Raw genomic sequence first — 17,518 nt, 5'->3', positions numbered from 1 at the left:
CACCGACACCGGGCCACCCCCGCACACCCAAAACCCGCCGTGGTACAGGTGATTTACCGGTCAGATCGCCGCAAGAGCTGGGTGGGGCGGGTCAGGCGGCCAGGTCGGCGGGGGAGCTCGACTCCTCCACCCCGCTGCGCAACTCCCGGTCGGGCAGCGCCAGCGTGATCGCCACGGCGATCAGCCCGACCAGCCCGGTCACCAGAAACACGGTGTGCAGCGACTCCACGAAGGCGTACTGGATCGCCTCGCGCACCGGATCGGGCAGGGCGAGAATCGCCGACGGCTGATCGATCGAGAGCTCCGCGCCCCCGGCAGCGGCCACCGCCGACGCCTGCTCCGGTGGCAGCTGGGCGATCGCCCCCGGCATCCGTTCGGCCAGCTCACCGGTGAGCCGCGAGTTGAGCACCGCACCGAGGATCGCCACCCCGAACGAACCACCGAGCGACCGGAAGAAGGTCACCGCCGAGGTGCCGGCGCCCAGATCCCGCAGCGGGATCGCGTTCTGGACGGCGAGCACCAGTGACTGCATCGACAGCCCCAGCCCGACACCGATGATCACCATCATCAGAAACGCGAGCCAGAGCGAGGAGCCGACCTCCAACTGGGTGAAGAACAGGCCACCGGCGACCAGCGAGACCGCCCCGGCCACCGGGAACCACTTGTACCGGCCGTAGCGGGTCATCGCCCGACCGGCGACCACCGAGGTGACGATGATGCCGGCCATCATCGGCAGCATCAGCAGACCGCTGGCGGTCGGCGACGCGCCCTTGACGATCTGCAGGTACAGCGGAATGAAAATGATCGAGCCGAACATCACCAGGCCGAGCACGAAGCCGGCCGCGGTGGCCAGCGCGACGGTCCGCTCGCGGAACAGCTTCAGCGGCAGGATCGGCTCGGCGACCCGGGACTCCTGCGCCAGGAAGAGCAGGGCCAGCACGGCACCACCGGCGAACAGGCCAATGACCACCGGAGAGCTCCAGGCGTACTCGCCACCGCCCCAGCTCAACGCCAGCAGGATCGAACTGACCCCGGCTACCAGCAGCGTCGCGCCGAGCCAGTCGATCGCGTGGTCGCGCCGTTGGAACGGGATCAGCCGCATCACGAACCAGCAGATCACCATCGCGGCGATCGCCAACGGCACGTTGATGTAGAAGATCCACCGCCAGTTGGTCTCCGCGAAATAGCCGCCGACCAGCGGCCCGGCCACCGAGGCCAAACCGAAAACCGCGCCGAACAGGCCCTGGTAGCGACCACGCTCACGCGGCGAGACCACGTCGGAGATGATGGTGAACGCCAACGTCATCAGGCCGCCTGCGCCGACGCCCTGAATGCCCCGGGTGATGACCAGTTGCGTCATGTCCTGGGACATGCCGGCCAGCAGTGAGCCGAGCAGGAACGTCCCGATGGAGAACAGGAACACCGGGCGACGGCCCAACAGGTCGGCGGTCTTGCCGTAGAGCGGGGTCGACGCCGTCGAAGCCAGCAGGTACGCGGTCACCACCCACGAGTAGTGGTTGATCCCGCCCAGCTCGCCGACGATCGTGGGCAGCGCCACGCCGACGATGGTCTGATCCAGCGCGGCCAGCAGCATGCCGGTCATCAGGCTCGCCATCAGCAGCCTGATCTGACCCGGGCTGAGGGCGGGTGCGACCCGTTCCTCGGTGGTTGTCACGGTTTCTCCTCTTCCACCCGCGGACACCGATCCGCTGGGTCCGTTCCCCCGTATCGGGTGGCTATCGTGTCGTTCAGCCGGGTGAGCAGGCGCTTGAACTCGGCCATCTCGTCCGGGGTCCAGTCGGTGAGCAGGTCGCGCACGGCATCCACCCAGATCGCCCGGTTGCGGGCGAACACCTGCCAGCCGAGGTCGGTCGGCGCGATCACGCTGGCCCGCCGGTCGCTGGGGTCCGGCGTACGGGTGGCCAGGCCGGCGGCTTCCAGCGCGGCGACCTGACGGCTGATCGTCGACAGGTCCAGCCCCTGATCCTCGGCGAGAAGGCTGAGCCGGGTCGGCCGGTCACCGGCGATCCGCACGAGCAGCGTGTACGCCGCGCGCTCCAGCGGCGGATCGAACCGTAGCCGCTGGTAGAACAGGTGCACCGCCCGGTGGAACGCACCGAACTGCTTGCCGAGGGCGATGAGTTCGGCGTCGGGTCCGTCTGGTGGCTCGATCTGCACTGCAGCCTTCACTCCATCCGATAGTTGCTTGCTACAAGCATTCTGCCACGTGACCGGCGATTGCCAACTGATTTGCCGGTGATCCCCGTCATGCCCCATTGCCGCGACGTTCCACCTGCCCGGCCGACGACGTTTGAGCGGGCCGGTCCCGGGCACCCGCCGGGTCATGGGGCAGTCGGTCACCGATCAACGGCACCTCGCCGCCCTCACCGCGCTCGTACTGCGGTGGTCCGGGCGGCCGATCCTCGTCGTCGGCGACGCGATGCTCGACGAGTGGCGGTTCGCCACCTCCGCCCGGTTGTGCCGGGAGGCACCCGCGCCGGTACTCACCCTGGACCACCGGCAGCTGGCCGCTGGCGGCGCCGCGAACACCGCCGTCAACCTTGCCGCCCTCGGCGCCCGACCGCTGCTGGTCGCCCCGATCGGCGTCGACCCGATCGGCGACCAGGTAGCCCGCTGCCTGCACCGGGCCGGTGTGCAGGACCGGATGGTCGCCCAGCCTGGCACCCGTACCCCGGTCAAGCGGCGACTGCTCGCCGCCGACCAGATCCTGCTCCGCGAGGACGAGGGCGGCCCGGACGCACCACTGCCCGCCGAACAGGTCGATCGGCTGCTCGCGGCGATCGTCGCCAGCACCGAGGAGATCCGACTCGGCCCGGCCGCCGACGGTCAGGACCGCCCTGACGGCGACACCGGTCAGGACCGGCCCGACCTGGTGATCTGCGACTACGGCCTCGGCGCGCTGCCGGAGCCGATCCGTCGCTGGCTGATCGACAACCGGGACCGGTACGGCACCGTCGCCCTCGACGCCCACGACCTGCGACGGTGGTCCGGGCTGCGGCCGAGCGTGATCACCCCGAGCATCGCCGAGGCCGCCCTGGCCGTGGACCGGGCCGACAGCCGGACAGAGAGCCGGGCCCAGGACCGGGCCGACAGCCGGACAGAGAGCCGGGCCCAGGACCGGGCCGACGACCGGGCCGACGTGGCGCGGCGGCTGCTGCCCCGGCTCCGCGCCACCACCGGCGCGCAGGTGGTCGCGGTGACCCTGGACGTCGACGGCTCGATCGTGTGCGACGGCAGCGACGAACCGCACCGCTGCCGCACCGAGCCGGTCCCGGCCAGCCAGGCCGTCGGCGCCGGCGACGCCTACCTGGCCGCGCTCACCCTCGCCGTGACCGCAGGCGCGGCGTTGCCGGCCGCCGCCGAACTCGCCCAGCTCGCCGCCACGCTCACCGTGCGCGACATGGGCACCTGCGTCTGCCGACGCGACGTACTGCTCGCCGAGTTGTCCGCCGAACCCGCCGCAGTGCGAGACGGGCAGCGCTCCGCCGTGGCGCGGGCCACCACCCCGGCCGGCGGCACCGACCCGGTCGACCTGGTCGAGCAGGTACGTGTACAGCGCGCCGCCGGAGCCCGGATCGTGTTCACCAACGGCTGCTTCGACGTACTGCACCGCGGCCACGTCGCCTACCTGGCGGAAGCGGCCGCCCTCGGCGACCTGCTGATCGTCGCGGTCAACTCCGACGACAGCGTCCAGCGGCTGAAGGGGCCGGACCGCCCGGTGAACCCGGTCGAGGACCGGGTCGCCGTGCTCACCGCCTTGAGCTGCGTCGACCATGTCGTGATCTTCGAGGAGGACTCGCCGGCCGAGCTGATCGAAGCCGTCCGGCCCGACGTGTACGTCAAGGGCGGCGACTACCCGCCGGAGATGGTGCCGGAGGCCCCGCTGGTCCGCCGGCTCGGCGGTGACGTGCACATCCTCGGCTACGTCGCCGACCGGTCCACCTCGGCGATCATCGAACGGATCCGGGCCGAGAACGTCGACGTACGGGGCGGCGGATGAACCGACCGCTGCCGCCGGGAGATCCGGCCGAGTTCCGCCGCAACCGGCTGCTCGACGTCCTCGTCCCCACCCGCAACCGGCCGGCCGAGCTCGCCACCACGTTGGCCGGCCTGGCCGCCCAGGAGCTGCCGGACGGGTTCGGGGTGGCGGTCAGCGACCAGTCCGACGGCGGGCCGGCGTGGGCGCAGCCGGCCGCCGCGACCATGGTGCGGGCGCTGCGGCACACCGGTCATCCGGTGCTGCTCACCCGGCGGCTGCCCCGTCGCGGTCTGGCCGAGCACCGGGCGTACCTGCTGAGTCTCTCCACCGCCCGGCTGGTGCTGCTGCTCGACGACGACGTGTGGTTGGCGCCCGGCACGGTGCACCGGCTGGTCACCGCGATCGGCGAACTGCGCTGCGGTTTCGTCGGCAACGCCGTACACGGATTGTCCTACTCCGATGACGTGCGCCCGGCCGACCAGGACGCCTACGTCGAGTGGGACGGCCCTCCCGAGCCGGAGCGGATCCTTCCCGGCACCACCCAGTGGTCCCGGGCCCGGCTGCATTCGGCCGCGAACCTGCTGCACGTCACCGAACGGCTCCGGCTCGCCCCCGACGAATGGCGGGCGTACCGGATCTCCTGGATCGGCGGCTGCGTGCTGTTCGACCGGGCCAAGCTGGTAGCCGCCGGCGGCTTCGACTTCTGGCGCCGGATGCCCCCCGACCACCAGGGCGAGGACGTCGCCGCCGAACTCGCGGTGCAACGCCGCTACGGAGCCGCCGGCATCGTGCCCAGCGGCGCCTACCACCTGGAGTCGCCGACCACGGTCACCGACCGGCGGGTCGAATGCTGGCAGGTGCTGCTCGACGAGGAATCGGCCGCCGCCGACCGGCCGGCGCGACAGCGACAACAGGAGATGACCCCATGACGGTACGGCTGGCCCGACCCACCACGACGATCTGGCAGTTGGACGTGGCGGTGCTGCGTACGCTCGTCGAACGGCTGCCCAGCGGGGAGGCCGCACTGCTGGTCGACGCGCTACCGCCGCTGCTGGCGATGGCCGGCCGGCCGGACCCGGGCAGCGCGGGCGAGCCGGCGACGTTCGACGCCGACGAGCTGATCCGCCGGGTACGCCGACGCGCCGCGCAGTACGACGCCGACGACCGTACGGTCCGCGACGAGGTCCGGTCCGCGCTGGACCGCATCGCCGGATACTGCCCAGCCGGGGTGCTCTACCGGGTGCAGCTACCGCTGCCCGATGACATCCGCGAACTGTTCCCCGATCAGATCCGGCTGCACGCCGCCGGTGCCGGGGCCGCCGCCGCTGGTCCCGGTGCTGCAAGTTAGCTCCAGCACCGCCTCCAGGACCTCGGCGACGGGCACGTCGATGACGAACGACTCCCGGTGCCCACAACTGTCCGCCCCGCCCCGGGCCGGGAAGCCAACCGTGCTGACATCCTGCCCACACACCGGACAGTGGATGGTGAACGCCGCCAACGGCCGGTGCCGGCCACGCACCGGCGGGGCACCGTTGAGCAGGTTGCCGATCCAGTAGACGCCGACCGTGGCGGTGCCGACCGCCGCCGCCAGATGCAGCGGTCCGGTGTCGTTGGCGACCAGAACCGCGCTGCCGGCCAGCAGACCGGCCAGCCCACCCAGGCTCAGCTCGTCCAGCACGACCCGCAACGGGCGAGCCGCGGCCGCGGCGACCTGCTCGACGACCTCACGCTCCGGGCCGGTGCCGGTGACCAGCACCTCGAAGCCACGGTCGGTGAGCGCGTCGGCGACCGCCGCGAACCGCTCGGCGGGCCAGCGTCGGCGCGGATCGCTGGCCCCCGGGTGCAGCACCGCCCGGGGCTGGCGGACCGGCCCGAGTACCCGGTCCGCCTCGGCCCGGTCCGCGCTGGTCACCGGCACGTGCGGCAGCAGGGTCACCGGTTCGGCACCCAGCAGCGCCGCCACCTCCAGGTAGCGGAACACCTCAGGCTGGTAGTAGACGTAACGGACCCAGCGGTCCAGTGCGGGGGCGTCGACGGCCCGCAGGCCGGCGGTGACCCGGGCACCCAGCTGCGCGATCAGCGGGTTGCTGTTACGTCCGCCGCCGTGCAGTTGCACCGCGAGGTCGAACCGCTCGCGGCGGGCGGCGGCCAGGAACTCGGCCATCGCAGCCGGGCCGGCGGGCTCGGCCGGCTCGCCGGCCCGAATCCCGTCCGCCGCCGGCACCACCAGCACCCGGTCCACCGAACCCGGCCGCTCGGCCGCCGCGCGGGGGTTCAACCAGCGGGCATGCCAGGGCGCCCCGAGCAGCACCAGCTCCGCCTGCGGGTACGCGGCCCGCAGCGCGGTCAACGCCGGTACGGCGAAAATGAAGTCACCGAGGGCGTTGGCGCGCAGCACCGCGATCCGGCGTACGTCCGGCACCAGGTCCTGCGGGTCGCTGAGCATCATCGGGCGGTGCTGGCCTGCTGCCGGTGCATGGTCGCCTCGGTGGTGTGCGGATGGTGCATCTCCCGGTCGACAGCCGGGTCGATCTCCTCGGCGGCGATCCCGGCACCGTCGGTGGTGATCTGCACCGGCTTGGCCCGGTCGGACCGGGCCGCGGCCGAGCCGGCTGTCGGCTGCTGATGCTGCGGCCGGCCGACCGTGATCGACCGGCGGCCGCCCGGCTCGGCGCGCGGCATGGTGACGGTGAGCAGTCCGTGGTCCATCACCGCGTCCATCCGCTGTACGTCGACCCCGCTGGGCAGGCTCAGCCGGTACTCGAAGCCGCGTTCGGTCGACCCCGTGTCCGGCATCCCGTTGTCGATGTTCACCTCCTGCTCGGACCGGGCCCGCAGGCAGAGGTCGGCACCGTCGATCTCGACCGCCACTTCCTCCGGGGCGACCCCGGGCAGCCGGGCGATCATCCGCCAGCCTTCGTCGGTGTCCTGCAGTTCGACGTCGGGCGGGCCGGAGTCGCCACCGAGCACCCGGCTGAGTTCCGACCAGAGCATCTGCAGATTGCCGATCGGATCCCAGCCACGGTCCTGCATCTGGTCGCGAGGTTGACTCATCCGACGACACCTCCGGTCCGGTCCGAACCGGGCGGGCTGGAGGGAGGGCCCGCCCGGTCGCTGGGCAACATCCCGCCGCGTACCCGTGGATCGGCGCGGTAAACCCAGCGGCACCCTGTCGCCGTTGGGGGGCGACGTGGTGCCACTGCTTGCGATCGCAAAGTAGTTGCTGAACGTGAGATCGAAGGACCCGTCGGACTTTCACCGTACGTCGGCGTGCAGAAGCCGCTGCCAGGCCAGGACCCCACTACAGGGCCAGCGCCCGGATGGCAGGGATGCTCGGTCTACCCTTCTGCCTCGCCCAGTTCATCGCCCCCGCTGAGTGCCCGGAGGCCCTCGCGGTGTGCCGGGAACAGTTCCGCCCCTCGCCGTACTTGCTCAAGCACATTCAGACCACAGGTCTGTTCTCGTGAGCCGTCGAGCAGCACCACGACCGGTCGTGGTGCTGCTCGACGGCGGATCGGGCGCCTTCAGTAATCGAAGTAGCACTTGCTGCTACCGGGTCAGCCCCTCGGCGGGGGCCACCCGGGCCGCCCGACGGGCCGGCGCCACGCTGGCCAGAACGCCGGTCAGGACGGCGACCGCGAGGACCAGGGCGAGTTGCCCCCAGGGCAGCCGGATCACCGGCTCGGCGGTGCGCCCGACCGCTGCGGCGACCCCAGCCAGGCCGACGGGTGCCCCGATCAGGATCCCAGTGAGGGTGCCCAGGGTGGTGATGGCAACAGCCTCGACCGAGAGCATCAACCTCAGTCGGCCCCGGCTAGTGCCGAGGGCCCGCAGCAGCGCCATCTCCCGGACCCGTTCGATGACCGATAGGCCGAGCAGGTTCGCGATGCCCAGCAGGGCGATCACGACGGTCACCAGCAGCATCGCCAGGGAGAGACCGAGCAGGATGGACAGGACGTTGGCGATGTCGCCGCCCTCGGTGACGCCACCGCCGACCTGGACCCGGGCATCGCGCGCGGCCACCGCGTTGACGTCGGCGGCCAGGGCGTCCCGGTCGAAGCCCGCCGCCGCCACACCCCACGCCGCGGTCGGGGTCGTCGTGACCTGGTACGCGGCCAGGGTAGCCGGGGTGACCACGCCGAGGAGCTGTCCGGTGGTGTCGGCCAGCCGGGAGGCGTGGGCGGTCAACCGGAGTTCCCGCTCCCCCACCGCCACGGTGATCGGGTCACCCTCGGTCAACCCGAGCGCGGTGAGGTAGGTGGCGGGGAGCAGGACGGTCCCCTCCGGGCGGGCCTGGGGGGCGAGGTGCTCGGGTGGGGCCGCGAGCAGCCGGGGTGTGGCCCTGCCGCCGTCGGGGAAGCGTGCGGTGACGGTGCCGACCGTTGCGCTGGTCGTGACCTGCGGTACCCGGGCCAGCGCCTGGACGGTTTCGGTGCTGATCGCCGAGCCGTCGGTGCGGAGGCTGGCCGCGACCGGGTACCGGGCCTCCAGGTCCGCGGCCACGGTGGCGCGTCCGGTGGTGGCGGCCACCGCCAGGCTGGTTATCAGGGCGGCGCCGACCACCACCGCCATCGCGGCCGAGGCCGTACGGCGCGCGTTCTGGCTGAGACTGGTGCCGGCCAGGTCGGCGGCTACCCCGAGGCTTGCGAGCACTCGGGCCACCGGGGACAGCAGCAGGGCGATCAGCGGGGGCAGGCACGTCAGGAGACCGGCCGCCAGAAGCAGCCCGCCCACCAGGGCCAGGGGTAGTGCGGCACCGACGGCGGCCGCGGCCAGCACCACGGCCCCGAGGGCGGTGAGGATGCTGCCGACGACCAGACGACGACCGATCCGGACCGATCCGGACGGTGGTTCCTCTGCTGTCTGTAGGGCCCGGACGGGAGGGATCCGGGTGGCCCGCCGGGCCGGTGACCAGGCCGCCACCATCGTGGCCACCATTCCCACGGCCACGCAACCGACCAGGGCGATCGGTGAGACCCGTAGGCCACCACCGGCGATGTCGAGGTTGGTCGCTCCGAGGTAGCCGAGGCCCACGCCTGCGGCGGCACCGGCCAGACCACCGATGCTACCGACGATCGCGGCCTCCGCCAGTACCATCCGGCTGGCCTGCGACCGGTGGCCGCCGACCAGGCGCAGCAGCGCGATCTGTCGGACCCGCGCGACGATCACCACGTGGAAGGTGTTGGCCACGACCAGCATGGCGGCGAGCAGCGCCACCGCCGCGAACGCCAGCATCAGGACGACGAGTTGACCGTTGCCGCCGGCGAAGCGGGCAGCGGCCTGGTCGGCGACGACCGAAGCCTCGGAGACGGTGGTTCCGTGGCCCAGTCTTTCGCGAAGCGCGTCGATGGTAGCGGCCAGCTGCGCCCGGTCGGCGACGGTCAGCAGCACGGCGGGCGGCACGTCCGCGGAGAAGAACGACGCCGGGGCGTAGAACCGGAAGGACGAACCAGTCAACGGCTGGAAGCCCAGATCAGCCGCGCCGGTCACGGTGACCGGAACCGGCGCCTGGTCATTCTGTCGGAACGTCAGGGTGGCACCGACATCCACACCGAGGTCGTCGAGGGTCCGTTGGTCGGCCACCACCTGGTCGGGACGGGTGGGCCACTGCCCACGGTCCAGGGCGAACCAGCGCACCCGTTCGGTGGCGGCGATGCTCTGCACGTTGGCGTCGCCGCGGCGGGAGCCACCGAAGACGGTGACCGTGCGAGCGTGCTGCGGGTCGGCCGAGCGCACCCCCGGCACGGAGGCCGCAGCCCGGTACCAAGCTGGGTCCTCGACCGTGTCATCGGCCTCCAGCACGATGTCGGCGGTGGTCAACGGTGCGGCTGCAGTGCGTCGTAGTCCCTCACTGGAAGTCGCCGCGAAGGTCGCCGTCGCCGCCAGGAAACCGGTCGCCAGAGTCACCGCCGCGACGATCGCGAGCAGCCGGGCCGGGTACGACCGCAGCTGCGACCAGGCAAACGCGAAGATCATCGTCACACCGCCACCGCTGCCATCGCCACCAGGATCTGCTCCCGGGTCGGGCTGCGTAGTTCGGCGCGGATGCGACCGTCCGCCATCACCAGTACCCGGTCGGCATAGGTGGCCGCGCCGGGATCGTGGGTCACCATGATGATCGTCTGCCCTTCCCGGCGGGCCGCCTCCCGCAGGGTGCCCAGCAGGGCCCGCCCGGTGGCGATGTCCAGGGCGCCGGTCGGCTCGTCGGCGAAGACCACCGAGGGTCTAGCCAGCAGCGCCCTGGCCACCGCCACCCGTTGCTGCTGGCCACCGGAGAGCTCGGCCGGCCGGTGTGCCAGCCGGTCGCCGATCTGCAGCGCCTCGGTCACCTGGCGTAGCTCGGCCGGGTCGGGGCGGCGGCCGGCCAGCCGCAACGGCAGCACGATGTTCTGCTCGGCGGTCAGCGTCGGCAACAGGTTGAATGCCTGAAAGATGAAGCCGACCCGGTCACGGCGCAGGTCGGTCAACGCACGGTCGTCCAGTCCGGCCAGTAACCGTCCGGCCAGGCTCACCGTGCCCTCAGTTGCTTTGTCCAGCCCGGCCAGCAGGTGCATCAGGGTGGTCTTGCCCGATCCGGACGGACCCATGATCGCGGTGAACTCACCGGTCAGGAAGTTCGCGGACACCCCGTCCACCGCGGCCACCGCGGCCGGACCGGTGCCGTACGTCTTCCGGACCTCCCGGCAGCTGACCATCTCAGCACTTGTCTTTTGCGTCGTCACCGAACCCACGTTAGGAATTGGCGCATCTCAGCACATCCCACCATGGGATCCGTCTTCCCGGGGAAACCAATACCTTGGTATCAGGCGCTGGTATCGATCTTCGCGCCATGTTTCCGTGGGCGACCAGCGTTGCCTAACCTGAGAGCGTGGGGTTACGACGCAGACCAGTGCCGGCCCTCGACGTCGTGCTCGCCACTGCGGCCGTCATCTGCTGTCTGCTGCTCGGACTGGCCGGGCTCTCCGAGTGGTACTGGTCGGCGGTGATCGCCGTGCCCCTGGTCATCCGCCGCAGCGCACCGCTGCTGTTCCTCGCGGTGGTCGCCACCATCTCGGCCGCGCACCTGGCCGTCTCCCGCAGCTTCATGTTCCCCGGTGACCTCGTCAGCCTCGTCGCCGTGCACGCCACTGCGGCCTACGCCCCCAGACACTGGCGACACGCGGGACTGCTGCCGGGCGCCGCTGGCGCGCTGCTGGTCGTCGCCCAGGCGCTGCACGACCGGCGGCTCGGCGCCGCCCTACCCGCCGTGCTGATCCTCGCGACCGTACTGGCCGCCTGGTCGACCGGGCTGATGCAACGCCAGCAGCGGATCGCCGTCGCCGACGCCGAGCACCGCCGAAGGTTGGCCGAACAGGACAGCACCATCCGGGCCCAACTGGCTGTCCACGAGGAACGCACCCGGATCAGCCAGGAGATGCACGACATCATCGCGCACTCGCTCGCCTCCATCATCGCCCAGGCTGAAGGTGGCCGCGCCGCCACCAGGGAAGGCGACAACGGCATCGCCGGCCCCGTCCTCGACCGGATCGCGCACCTCGGCCGGCAGGCCCTCACCGACGTGAAGCGGCTGCTGACCGTCGTCGAGGACGGCAACCAGGACTGGCACGGCGAAGGGCTCGGCCGGCTCCCGGAACTCCTCGGCGGGTTCATCGAGGCAGGCCTCGACCTGACCGCCCGCACCACTGGGGAGGATCAGCCGCTAGCCGCAGGCATGGACCTCGCCGTCTACCGGGTGATCCAGGAGTCCCTGACCAACGTCCTGAAGCATTCCCATGAACACCGAGCCCACCTCGCCATGCACTGGACACCCAACCTGCTCACCGTCACGGTGCGCAGTCCTCTACCCCCCGGCCACCACGAACCACCCGCCCCGGGCCGCGGCCTCACCGGCATCCGCCAGCGGTGCGCGCTCTTCAACGGCGCCTGCACCCTCAGCACCGGCGAGGACCTCACCGTCACCACCACCTGGCCACTGACCGTCCACGGGGCATGGGTATGACGATCGAGGTGCTCATCGCCGACGATCAGGACCTCGTCTGTACCGGATTCGCCATGGTCGTCAACGCCGCACCCGATATGAGAGTCGTCGCCACCGCAGCCACCGGCACCGAGGCGATCGCCCTCGCCGCCCGACACCGACCCCACATCATCCTGATGGACGTTCGGATGCCCGATATCGACGGCATCACCGCTACCCGCGTCATCCTCGCCAGCGCCAACCCCTCACCGAAGATCCTCGCCCTCACCACCTACGACAGCGGCGACTACGCCATCCGCATCCTCACCGCCGGCGCCAGCGGCTACCTGCTCAAGGACACCACCGCCGAGGGCCTCACCGCCGCCATCCGCACCGTCCACCACGGCGGTTCGGTCCTCGCCCCCACCACCACCCACCACCTGGTTACCGCCCGTACGACACCACCACCCTCACCCCGGGACCCCGCACCCCTGGACACCTTCACCAGCCGGGAACGCGACGTCTTCGACCTCATCCTCGCCGGAGCCAGCAACGCCGAGATCGCCCAACGACTTCACCTAGCCGAAGTGACCGTCAAGACCCACGTCGGCCGGATACTAACCAAGCTCGGGGTACGGGACCGCCTGAACGTCGTAATCTGGGCGTACCGCAATGGCGCCGCCCGCTGAGCCTGGTCACCGTCGTGTCCAAATGAGGACGTGCCGCCGGTCCAACAGCGGCCACGCTGCGGAAGGAGAAACGGCGCCTAGAGGTCGAGAACGAGATCCTGCGCCAGGTCGGCGACCGAGGCGCTCGCCGGCCGGAGCGAGCTGCTCAGCGATCCCGCAGCCTGCGAGTCGCTCCGCGCGCATCTGGATGTCCTCGAGGTCGAGGGTAGTGAAGCCAGCCGACGTGCAGGGTCCCTGATTGAGTACTCGAGACGCGACATCGACCAACTGGTCGAGCACCCCGTCGATCTTTTCAAACCGAATGCGCCAGCTGTCTCGGCGACCGACCTTGGTCGCCTGCTCCACACGCTCGCGACGGGCTGCCGCGTCTCGATCACGCTGGTCTGCCAGCGCCGCATCGGCGTGCATCCTCTCGACGGCTCGCTGGCGTCGTGCGAGTGCAACGGCTACGCCGATGCCCAGGATGCCGACCACGATCCCTGCGATACCGATGACCCGCGGTCAGGTCAGTTGGGACAGGAACTTTTCCATTTCCGTGCCGACAGCGCCCAGGGCCTCGGTGTAAGCCCGCAGCGGTCCAGGCGGCCGCAAGTCATGGTTGGCGCCTTCGATGGACAGGACCGTCTTGCCCGTCCGCGCCGCAGCGTCAGAAACCCAGGTCCGATCTCGGGTACCTCCGACGAGCAGGGCTGGCGCCGGGTTACGGGCGATCGCCTTGGCCACTGCATCGTCGTACAGAAGTGGCGTCAGCCAGATCGCCGGCAGTTGCCGCTCAGCCGCCAAACCGGCGGCGTATGTTCCGAGCGACTTGCCGATGATCACAGGCCGCATGCCGGGCACCGCATCGACGAGCCGGTGCAGTGCCGCCGAGAGGTGCGCTCTGACGAAAGGCTCAGGCCCGATGTCCAGCAGCCCGTCTGGCACGGTCCACGTGATGGTTTCGATGGTGGCGCCGAGATCGGTGAGCGCTTCGCCTGCGAGGTGAAGCAACGGCGCCTGCGGGCCGTAACCGCGTCCTGGGACGATAATTCCAGCGGTCATCCGGAGACTGTAGCCGTTTTGCGCCGTTAGCAGCCCTGCTGCACCTGTACGCAGGCAATGGTCCGCCTACCTCCCCAGGGCGGTGACGCGCCGCCGCACGTGAAGACATCCGACAAACTGGATCATGACCACCGCAGGTACTCGCGTCCAGAGCAGGGCGGGCCTTCCGGCAGGCGAGGATCTGACTGCGGGTGCCGAACCAGGGCACACTGTCATCGATGCAGATCGTTGACCACGGGCGCCCATACTCCGGTGTGGCTCCAGGGTTTCGCGAGCTTTCCGCGCTGACCATCAGCAAGATCTCCGTGGGACCTGGTGACAACAACTGCTACCTGCTGCGCTGTCGATCGACCGGCAAGCAGCTCATGATCGACGCGGCCCAACGAGCCGGAAGTTCTGCTCGACTTCTGCGACCGTCGGCTCGACGCCGTCGTAACCACGCACCAACATTGGGATCACTGGGAGCACGCGCTTGCCGCAGTGGTCGATGCCACTGGCGCTACGACCTACACCGGAGAGCCCGGCGCACCGGCTATCGCTGTCCCCACAGACGTTCTGCTGCATGACGGCGACGTCATCACCTACGGCGCGTTCGAGTTGCGGGTGATCCGGCTGACCGGTCACACCCCTGGCGTCGTCGCATTGCTGTTTGACGACCCGGACGGCCATCCCCATCTGTTCACCGGTGACTCGCTGTTCCCGGCAGGGTGGGAAACACCTTCGGTGATCCCGACGCCTTCACCACCCTGTTCCAGGACGTCGAGGGCAAGATCTTCGACAAGTTGCCGGACGACACCTGGGTTTATCCGGGACACGGTGCAGACACCACGCTCGGCGCTGAGCGGCCGTCGCTCCCCGAATGGCGGTCGCGCGGCTGGTAGACGCTGGAGAGATTCAAAGGCGGAGGCGACGCGGGGGTAGCCGACAAGGAAACGAACGGGGACCGCCAGATGACGAGTCCACTGGCGGCCTCTTCCACGAGCGCCAGCCATTGCCATGGTGAGCCCACGGACATGGCGCCCTGCCCTGGCGCACCTGCACCGCAACGCTCCACTGCGCTTCGGTCTACTGGATTCGGCCGGCGCCTCAGGCGTGGCCTAGCTGCTAGCTGGCGTGGTCGCCGCCGCCCACCCTGCCGCCAGAGCCCTGCCCGGAGAGTTGCGACGGACCAGACAGCGTGGTGCCAGGCCCGATTCGAGTAGCCCGAACGCAAACGATCACGAAGGATCGGGCCACCTGGCGGCGCCGACGGCGGCGAGCGCCCACGACTTGCGACATGTCGAACCGGATCGTCCGCACGTGTTATCGGGGGGCGATTCAAAACCACATCGATGCACATGAGGCCCTGACCAGCGTTTCCGCTGGCCAGGGCATCCTCCTGAGCCGCCTGACGGAATCGAACCGTCGACCTACGCATTACGAGTGCGTCGCTCTAGCCGACTGAGCTAAGGCGGCAACGGTAAGCCAGTGTACGGCACCTGACGGCCGCCCGGCCCGCCGCCCGCCCCGGGCCAGCCCACCGGTCAGATCGTGATGAACCAGGACAACCGCCAGGTGACAGAGTTCGATGACCGCCAGTAGGCTCCGGACGTGTGACGGACGACCCGACCACGCCCACGCCCACCGCCGGCCCAGCCGGCCCCGATCCTGCCGCTTCGACCAGCGTCGGTCACCACCGACCGGAGTCGCTCGACCCGAAAGAGCTCGGCTTCACGCCGCAGCCGCCGGTGCCCTGGCTGGCCCCGATGCTACTGCTCGGCACCGGGCTGCGCACCCTGCTCGCCATCCTGCTCGGCGCGTACCTGGACAAGCGGGAGTTGCAGGGTGCGCTCCCCGGCGACCTGCACTCGCACGACGCGGTCGATGGCGAACTGTGGATCGACTACGTGGCCGACCTCGGTGACGGCTTCCCGGCGACCTACTCCCTGGCGTACCTGCTGGCGCAGCCGGACCTCGACATCGACGGCGCCGGCCGGCTGCGACGCGGCGACCTGCTGGTGATGGGCGGCGACCAGGTCTATCCGTCGGCCAGCGGCGAGGCGTACGAGGACCGGTGCAAGGGCCCGTACCAGGCGGCGTTCCCTAAACCCCAGGCCGACCGACCTCAACCCACGCTGTACGCGATCCCCGGCAACCACGACTGGTACGACGGGCTGACCGCCTTCCTTCGGCTGTTCGCCCGACGCAAGGACGCCTCGATCGGCGGCTGGCGGACCGAGCAGAAGCGGTCCTACTTCGCGGCCCGGCTGCCCAACAACTGGTGGCTGTACGCGATCGACGAGCAGTTCGGCGCGTACCTGGATGATCCGCAGTTGATGTACTTCGAGAAGGCGGCGCTGGAGCTCGGCCCGAACGACCGGGTCATCCTGGCGGTGCCGGAGCCGACCTGGGTCAAGGCCGCCGGCGACCATCAGGCCTACGACGCGGTGGACTACTTCGTCCGTACGATCATCAAACCGACCGGTGCCCGGGTGCCCGTGATGATCTCCGGCGACATGCACCACTACGCGCGCTACGCGCACCCGGACCGACAGTTGATCACCTGCGGTGGGGGCGGTGCCTACCTCTCCGCGACCCACACGCTGCCGGAGCGGATCACCGTGCCGCCGGTGGACACGATCACCCGCAACGCCAGCCCACGCCGCGAGTACGACCTCGCCAGCCGCTACCCGGAGCCGGCCAGGTCACGCCGCTACCGCTGGGGGATCTTCCACCTGCTCCCGCGCCGCAATCCGGGCTTCGCGGCCCTGCTCGGCACCCTGCAGGTCCTGCTGATGCTCGCCATCGCCGGCGTGATCGTCTCCTGGAGCAACCCCGACAACCAGCGGCTGTTCAGCATCCCGCTGGTCGCCATGGTGCTGCTCACCCTGGCCGCCTCGGTGGTCTTCGCCAAGCCACCCAGCGCCAGCGGAGTGCGAAATTCGCGGCACTGGCTGCTCGGGATCGGGCACGGCGTCGCGCAGATCGCGCTCGCCTGGGTGGGCGCGGAGATCTGGCTGGACCTACCGTTCGTCGACTGGCCCTGGCCGTTGCCGGTGGTCGCCGCCGCCGTGGTCTACGGGCCGGTCGCCGGGCTGGTCGCCACCCAGCTCACCGCCGGATACCTGGTGCTGGCCAGCGCTTTTAACGTCAACGTCAACGAGCTTTTCGCCGGGCAGGGGATCGAGGATTCGAAGAGCTTCATCCGGATGCGGATCGCCGCCGACGGTTCGCTGACCATCTTCCCGATGGCGGTCGACCGGGTCTGCCGGCGCTGGCGGGCCGACCCCGACGGCGCACCGCACGACCCGTGGCTCGTGCCGGAGCAGCCGCTGGCCGCGCGGCTCGCCGAGGAGCCGATCACGATCCGCTGACGGGTCTCAGCCGTGCTGCTTCGCCAGCTCGACGAAGCCGCGCCAGCCGGCCGGGGTGAACGTCAGGGTGCCGCCGTCGCGGTCCTTGGTGTCCCGGACGAGGACCCGGCCGGAAAGGTTGTCAGCGACCTCGACGCACTCGCCGGTGCCGGTGCTGCGGGTCGACCTCCGCCAACGGGGCTCATCTGTAGTCATCGAGCATCCTCAGCATCACGTCTCGGGTCTGAAGCACGGGCAGGGCCAGCGCGTCTATCTCCTCCCAGACTAGGCGTGTCTCGTGGATCTGTGGAGCGTGAGCTGGTATCACGTTTGTCGTTTCTGGACGCTGGGCGTGGACTCGACCGTGGTCCGCGCACACCAGCACGCCGCCGGCGTCCGCCACGACCCGCCCAAGGACTTCGACGGTGAGGCCGTGCCGGGCAAAGGGGGCAGTCGGCACCGGGCAAATCGGGTGATCGTAAGGCGCTCGGTCGGTCTT

General features: G+C 70.4%; 16 protein-coding genes, 1 tRNA gene and 1 pseudogene. 7 read left to right on the top strand and 11 right to left on the bottom strand.

The genetic code is table 11. The annotated features are described in order from the left end of the window. Positions 1-91: 91 nt before the first annotated feature. Positions 92-1,675: an MDR family MFS transporter gene (locus ACFHVL_RS26785; RefSeq protein ID WP_416631199.1), complete on the bottom strand. Its 1,584-nt coding sequence runs from the start codon at positions 1,673-1,675 to the stop codon at positions 92-94. Then, entirely contained in the window at positions 1,672-2,190 is a 519-nt protein-coding gene (locus ACFHVL_RS26780) for a MarR family winged helix-turn-helix transcriptional regulator (protein ID WP_416631198.1), read from the bottom strand. Before ACFHVL_RS26780 ends, ACFHVL_RS26785 begins: the two co-directional genes overlap by 4 nt. A 154-nt stretch (positions 2,191-2,344) precedes the next feature. Between ACFHVL_RS26780 and rfaE2 the strand changes: the two genes are divergently transcribed. The 3 genes from rfaE2 to ACFHVL_RS26765 are packed head-to-tail and all read left to right on the top strand — an operon-like array spanning position 2,345 to position 5,348. Next, positions 2,345-4,021: a D-glycero-beta-D-manno-heptose 1-phosphate adenylyltransferase gene (gene rfaE2, locus ACFHVL_RS26775; RefSeq protein WP_416631197.1), complete on the top strand. Its 1,677-nt coding sequence runs from the start codon at positions 2,345-2,347 to the stop codon at positions 4,019-4,021. Continuing rightward, positions 4,018-4,929, top strand: a complete 912-nt coding sequence (locus ACFHVL_RS26770) for a glycosyltransferase (RefSeq protein ID WP_416631196.1) — start codon at positions 4,018-4,020, stop codon at positions 4,927-4,929. The genes rfaE2 and ACFHVL_RS26770 overlap by 4 nt, the downstream gene beginning before the upstream one ends. Then, complete coding sequence (locus tag ACFHVL_RS26765; RefSeq protein WP_416631195.1) at positions 4,926-5,348, top strand: DUF2267 domain-containing protein; 423 nt, start codon at positions 4,926-4,928, stop codon at positions 5,346-5,348. Before ACFHVL_RS26770 ends, ACFHVL_RS26765 begins: the two co-directional genes overlap by 4 nt. Here ACFHVL_RS26765 and ACFHVL_RS26760 read toward each other — a convergent pair. The 4 genes from ACFHVL_RS26760 to ACFHVL_RS26745 form a co-directional block, all read right to left on the bottom strand. Beyond that, positions 5,247-6,449 (bottom strand): glycosyltransferase family 9 protein, encoded by a 1,203-nt coding sequence (locus tag ACFHVL_RS26760; protein ID WP_416631194.1) that lies wholly within the window; start codon positions 6,447-6,449, stop codon positions 5,247-5,249. The two genes, ACFHVL_RS26765 and ACFHVL_RS26760, sit on opposite strands and share 102 nt — an antisense overlap. After that, positions 6,446-7,054: an Hsp20/alpha crystallin family protein gene (locus ACFHVL_RS26755; RefSeq protein WP_416631193.1), complete on the bottom strand. Its 609-nt coding sequence runs from the start codon at positions 7,052-7,054 to the stop codon at positions 6,446-6,448. Before ACFHVL_RS26755 ends, ACFHVL_RS26760 begins: the two co-directional genes overlap by 4 nt. A gap of 495 nt (positions 7,055-7,549) precedes the next feature. Then, positions 7,550-9,982: an FtsX-like permease family protein gene (locus ACFHVL_RS26750; RefSeq protein WP_416631192.1), complete on the bottom strand. Its 2,433-nt coding sequence runs from the start codon at positions 9,980-9,982 to the stop codon at positions 7,550-7,552. Further along, positions 9,979-10,695 carry an ABC transporter ATP-binding protein gene (locus ACFHVL_RS26745; protein WP_416631202.1) on the bottom strand — a complete coding sequence of 239 codons (717 nt, stop codon included), beginning with the start codon at positions 10,693-10,695 and terminating at the stop codon, positions 9,979-9,981. The genes ACFHVL_RS26750 and ACFHVL_RS26745 overlap by 4 nt, the downstream gene beginning before the upstream one ends. A gap of 173 nt (positions 10,696-10,868) precedes the next feature. Here ACFHVL_RS26745 and ACFHVL_RS26740 point away from each other — a divergent pair, with 173 nt between their 5' ends. Both ACFHVL_RS26740 and ACFHVL_RS26735 read left to right on the top strand, forming a co-directional pair. Continuing rightward, positions 10,869-11,999 carry a sensor histidine kinase gene (locus ACFHVL_RS26740; RefSeq protein ID WP_416631191.1) on the top strand — a complete coding sequence of 377 codons (1,131 nt, stop codon included), beginning with the start codon at positions 10,869-10,871 and terminating at the stop codon, positions 11,997-11,999. Further along, on the top strand, positions 11,996-12,646 hold the full coding sequence (locus tag ACFHVL_RS26735; protein WP_416631201.1) for a response regulator: 651 nt from the start codon (positions 11,996-11,998) through the stop codon (positions 12,644-12,646). Before ACFHVL_RS26740 ends, ACFHVL_RS26735 begins: the two co-directional genes overlap by 4 nt. A gap of 6 nt (positions 12,647-12,652) precedes the next feature. Here ACFHVL_RS26735 and ACFHVL_RS26730 read toward each other — a convergent pair whose 3' ends face one another. Then, positions 12,653-13,120: a hypothetical protein gene (locus ACFHVL_RS26730; RefSeq protein ID WP_416631190.1), complete on the bottom strand. Its 468-nt coding sequence runs from the start codon at positions 13,118-13,120 to the stop codon at positions 12,653-12,655. A 27-nt stretch (positions 13,121-13,147) separates the two neighbouring features. Further along, the gene (locus tag ACFHVL_RS26725; protein ID WP_416631189.1) at positions 13,148-13,687 is read right to left on the bottom strand and encodes an alpha/beta hydrolase; all 540 of its coding nucleotides are present in this window, start codon (positions 13,685-13,687) and stop codon (positions 13,148-13,150) included. A 218-nt stretch (positions 13,688-13,905) separates the two neighbouring features. On the opposite strand from ACFHVL_RS26725, the pseudogene ACFHVL_RS26720 reads away from it, so the two are divergent. Next, positions 13,906-14,568, top strand: a pseudogene (locus ACFHVL_RS26720) (MBL fold metallo-hydrolase). Positions 14,569-15,068: 500 nt separating this feature from the next. Here the strand turns inward: ACFHVL_RS26720 and ACFHVL_RS26715 are convergent. Continuing rightward, positions 15,069-15,142: transfer RNA gene (locus tag ACFHVL_RS26715), tRNA-Thr, on the bottom strand. A 137-nt stretch (positions 15,143-15,279) separates the two neighbouring features. On the opposite strand from ACFHVL_RS26715, the gene ACFHVL_RS26710 reads away from it, so the two are divergent. Continuing rightward, positions 15,280-17,040: a metallophosphoesterase gene (locus tag ACFHVL_RS26710; protein ID WP_416631188.1), complete on the top strand. Its 1,761-nt coding sequence runs from the start codon at positions 15,280-15,282 to the stop codon at positions 17,038-17,040. Positions 17,041-17,046: 6 nt separating this feature from the next. On the opposite strand, the gene ACFHVL_RS26705 is transcribed toward ACFHVL_RS26710, so the two are convergent. Together ACFHVL_RS26705 and ACFHVL_RS26700 are read right to left on the bottom strand one after the other, a co-directional pair. Next, positions 17,047-17,235, bottom strand: a complete 189-nt coding sequence (locus tag ACFHVL_RS26705; protein ID WP_416631187.1) for a DUF397 domain-containing protein — start codon at positions 17,233-17,235, stop codon at positions 17,047-17,049. Beyond that, positions 17,222-17,479 carry a hypothetical protein gene (locus ACFHVL_RS26700; RefSeq protein ID WP_416631204.1) on the bottom strand — a complete coding sequence of 86 codons (258 nt, stop codon included), beginning with the start codon at positions 17,477-17,479 and terminating at the stop codon, positions 17,222-17,224. Before ACFHVL_RS26700 ends, ACFHVL_RS26705 begins: the two co-directional genes overlap by 14 nt. Between the last annotated feature and the right edge of the window lie 39 nt (positions 17,480-17,518).

It is taken from the genome of Micromonospora sp. LOL_023 (assembly GCF_048060115.1).
Classification (GTDB): Bacteria; Actinomycetota; Actinomycetes; order Mycobacteriales; family Micromonosporaceae; genus Micromonospora_E.
This window is presented reverse-complemented; position numbering and strand designations above follow the sequence as displayed.

Coding starts and splice junctions, on each gene's coding strand:
- ACFHVL_RS26705 (WP_416631187.1), bottom strand. CDS start 17,235: ATGACTACAGATGAGCCCCGTTGGCGGAGGTCGACCCGCAGCACCGGC.
- ACFHVL_RS26725 (WP_416631189.1), bottom strand. CDS start 13,687: ATGACCGCTGGAATTATCGTCCCAGGACGCGGTTACGGCCCGCAGGCG.
- rfaE2 (WP_416631197.1), top strand. CDS start 2,345: ATGGGGCAGTCGGTCACCGATCAACGGCACCTCGCCGCCCTCACCGCG.
- ACFHVL_RS26760 (WP_416631194.1), bottom strand. CDS start 6,449: ATGATGCTCAGCGACCCGCAGGACCTGGTGCCGGACGTACGCCGGATC.
- ACFHVL_RS26745 (WP_416631202.1), bottom strand. CDS start 10,695: ATGGTCAGCTGCCGGGAGGTCCGGAAGACGTACGGCACCGGTCCGGCC.
- ACFHVL_RS26765 (WP_416631195.1), top strand. CDS start 4,926: ATGACGGTACGGCTGGCCCGACCCACCACGACGATCTGGCAGTTGGAC.
- ACFHVL_RS26770 (WP_416631196.1), top strand. CDS start 4,018: ATGAACCGACCGCTGCCGCCGGGAGATCCGGCCGAGTTCCGCCGCAAC.
- ACFHVL_RS26735 (WP_416631201.1), top strand. CDS start 11,996: ATGACGATCGAGGTGCTCATCGCCGACGATCAGGACCTCGTCTGTACC.
- ACFHVL_RS26755 (WP_416631193.1), bottom strand. CDS start 7,054: ATGAGTCAACCTCGCGACCAGATGCAGGACCGTGGCTGGGATCCGATC.